This window comes from Micromonospora sicca (assembly GCF_003172935.1).
Lineage (GTDB): Bacteria > Actinomycetota > Actinomycetes > Mycobacteriales > Micromonosporaceae > Micromonospora > Micromonospora sicca.
Window position 1 is genome coordinate 1 of the sequence record NZ_QGKS01000514.1, and the last position, 3,208, is coordinate 3,208.

Here is a 3,208-nt window from a genome sequence, read left to right on the forward strand (position 1 = left end):
ACCTACGGCCACGCCGTCGCCCACCCCGACCACGTCGGCTCCGCCCGGCACGGGCACCTGCGCGACCAAGCCGCGGCCCACCGGCAAGGTGCTCCAGGGGTACTGGGAGAGCTGGGACGGGGCGGCCAACGGAGTTCACCCGCCGCTGGGCTGGATCCCGATCACCGATTCCCGCATCCGCGGGCACGGCTACAACGTGGTCACCGCCGCCTTCCCGGTGATCCGCTCGGACGGCACCGTGCTCTGGGAGGACGGCATGGACACCGGCGTCAAGGTGCCCACCCCGGCCGAGATGTGCCAGGCCAAGGCCGCCGGGCTGACCGTCCTGCTGTCGATCGGCGGCGCGACCGCCGGCATCGACCTCAGCTCCGCCGCAGTCGCCGACCGGTTCGTCGCCACGGTGGTGCCGATCCTCAAGAGGTACAACTTCGACGGCATCGACATCGACATCGAGACCGGGCTCACCGGCAGCGGCGACATCACCCGGCTCTCCACCTCACAGGCCAACCTGGTCCGCATCATCGACGGGGTGCTCGCACAGATGCCGGCCGGCTTCGGGCTGACCATGGCGCCGGAGACCGCGTACGTCACCGGCGGCAGCGTCACCTACGGGTCCATCTGGGGCGCCTACCTGCCGATCATCAAGCGGTACGTCGACAACGACCGGCTCTGGTGGCTGAACATGCAGTACTACAACGGCAGCATGTACGGCTGCTCCGGCGACTCGTACGCCGCCGGTACCGTGCAGGGGTTCGTCGCGCAGACCAACTGCCTCAACGCCGGCCTGGTCGTGCAGGGCACCACCATCCGCGTCCCGTACGACCGGCAGGTCCCCGGCCTGCCCGCGCAGTCCGGGGCCGGCGGCGGGTACCTGGCGCCGTCCTCCGTGGCGCAGGCCTGGAACACATACCAGGGCGGCCTGAAGGGTCTGATGACCTGGTCGATCAACTGGGACGGGTCGAAGGGCTGGACCTTCGGCGACAACGTCAAGGCCCTCCAGGGCCGTTGACCCTGCGGGACCCCGCCACCCGGGGTGCACCGGGTTGCGCCGGGCTGCCGGAGCGGTCCGGCGCCACCGAGGTCGGGCCGTGCTTCTGCTGGCACCGTAGAAGCGAGCGTGTGGTAGACCTCCAGGCGTTCCGCCGGGATCGACGCGCCGCGCACTGCGCACAGGCCGTTTGCGGCAGGGCGGGGCGAACGCCCCTTGGGACGTGGCGCGGCGAGTTCGCCCGGCCGCCCTCGGCTGAGGTGCCGGGACGCCGGTGCCGCGCCGCGCCGGCCAGGGACCGCCGAGTCCCGGACAAGCCGTCCCTGGTTCGGGTCCTGCGCCAGTGCGACGGTCGAGCCATGACTACTTCCGCCTTCACCGTCACCGGCCACTGGATCGGTGGCGAGATCGTCGCCGGCTCGGCCGGCACCCTGCCCGTGGTGAACCCGGCGACCGGCGACCTCGTGGCCGAGGTGCCGGCCGGGACGGCCGCCGACGTCGACCGTGCCGTCGCCACCGCCCGGGCCGCCTTCTCCTCGTGGGCGGCGACCACCCCGGCCGAGCGGGCGGCCGTGCTGCGCCGCGTCGCCGCGGGCCTCGCCGCCCGTCAGGAGGAGATCGCCTCGGCGATCACCGCCGAGATGGGCTCCCCGATCGCGATGTCCCGCACCGCGCAGGTCGGGTTCCCGGCGGCGGTGATCGAGTCCGTCGCGGGTCTCGCCGACGACTTCCCCTGGACCGAGGAGATCGGAAACTCCCTGATCCTGCGCGAGCCGATCGGCGTGGTGGCCGCGATCACCCCGTGGAACTTCCCGCTGCAGCAGATCGTGTCCAAGCTGGCCCCCGCGCTTCTCGCCGGGAACACGATGGTCTTCAAGCCCTCCGAGAACGCCCCGCTGACCGCGCGGATCCTCGCCGAGGTGACCGACGGGGCGGGTTTGCCGCCCGGGGTGTTCAACGTGGTGTACGGCACCGGCCCGGTCGTCGGCGAGGCGATCTCCGCCCACCCGGACATCGACATGGTCTCCTTCACCGGCTCCACCCGGGCCGGCCGTCGGATCTCCGCGGTGGCCGCCGAGACGGTCAAGCGGGTCACCCTTGAGCTGGGCGGCAAGGGGGCGAACATCGTCCTCGACGACGCCGACCTGCCGAAGGCGGTCGCCACCGGCGTGATGATGGCGTTCGCCAACGGCGGCCAGGTCTGCGGCGCGTGGCCGCGGATGCTGGTGCCCGCCGCGCGCCAGGAGGAGGTCGTCGCGCTCGCCGTCGAGGCGGCGCGGCGGTTCACCGTCGGCGACCCGACCGACGAGCCGACAGTGCTCGGTCCGATGGCCTCGGAAGCGCACCGGCGGAAGGTCGACGGGTACATCGCCCGCGGCGTCGCCGAGGGCGCGCGGCTGGTGTTCGGCGGCCCGGGCCGCCCCGAGGGCCTGGAGAAGGGAGCCTACGTCCGGCCGACCATCTTCGCCGACGTCGACCCGCGCTCCGCGATCGCCCAGGAGGAGATCTTCGGTCCGGTGCTGACGATCATCCCGTACGCCGACGAGGAGGAGGCCATCGCCATCGCCAACGGCACCGTGTACGGCCTGACCAGCGGGGTCTTCGGCGAGCCGGAGCACGCGCTGGCGGTCGCCGCGCGCCTGCGGGTGGGCCAGGTCGACGTCAACGGCGGGCAGTGGAACCCACTCGCCCCGTTCGGCGGCTACAAGCAGTCGGGCAACGGCCGCGAGTTCGGCCGGTTCGGCCTGGAGGAGTTCCTGGAGACCAAGTCGATTCAGCGGTGAGGAACGGCCGCCCCGGCCCGAGCCGCCGGGCCGGGGTGGCCGCGTGTAGTGCGGTGACTGACATTCCTCGAGGATCCCCGCCGCCCCCGCCGTGCTGGGCGCGCCGACCCGGGCGGTTCAGCCGGCACGGGTGAGGTGACTGCGGTAGGCGCGCGGTGAGAGGCCGGTGGTGCGTTTGAAGGCGACGCTGAACGCGCTCTCGGAGCCGTAGCCGACGGCCCGGGCGATGGTGGCGACGGTCTCGCCGCCGCGTCGGATCTGGTCGGCGGCGAGTTCGATCCGCCACTCGGTGAGGTACTCCAGCGGGCCCTTGCCGACCCGGTCCTTGAACCGGGCCGCCAGCGTGGACCGGGAGACGGCCGCCACCCGGGCCAGCTCCGCCACGGTCCACGGGTGGGCCGTGCGGGCGGGCATGGCGCGCAGCGCGGCCGCGACG

3 protein-coding genes are annotated in these 3,208 nt (G+C 73.0%); 2 read left to right on the top strand and 1 reads right to left on the bottom strand.

The window, feature by feature from the left end:
* Positions 1–1,009, top strand: a 1,009-nt coding sequence (locus tag DKT69_RS36765) for a chitinase (RefSeq protein ID WP_109805951.1), incomplete at its 5' end; no start/stop codon positions are given.
* Between the two features lie 338 nt (positions 1,010–1,347).
* Positions 1,348–2,772, top strand: a complete 1,425-nt coding sequence (locus DKT69_RS36770; RefSeq protein ID WP_109805952.1) for an aldehyde dehydrogenase family protein — start codon at positions 1,348–1,350, stop codon at positions 2,770–2,772.
* Between the two features lie 117 nt (positions 2,773–2,889).
* Here DKT69_RS36770 and DKT69_RS36775 read toward each other — a convergent pair.
* A partial coding sequence (locus DKT69_RS36775; protein WP_146231321.1) for a helix-turn-helix transcriptional regulator occupies positions 2,890–3,208 on the bottom strand: 319 nt, incomplete at its 5' end.

What these genes read in the sequence shown, in the direction of transcription:
- DKT69_RS36770 (WP_109805952.1), top strand. Translation starts at nt 1,348, where the DNA reads ATGACTACTTCCGCCTTCACCGTCACCGGCCACTGGATCGGTGGCGAG.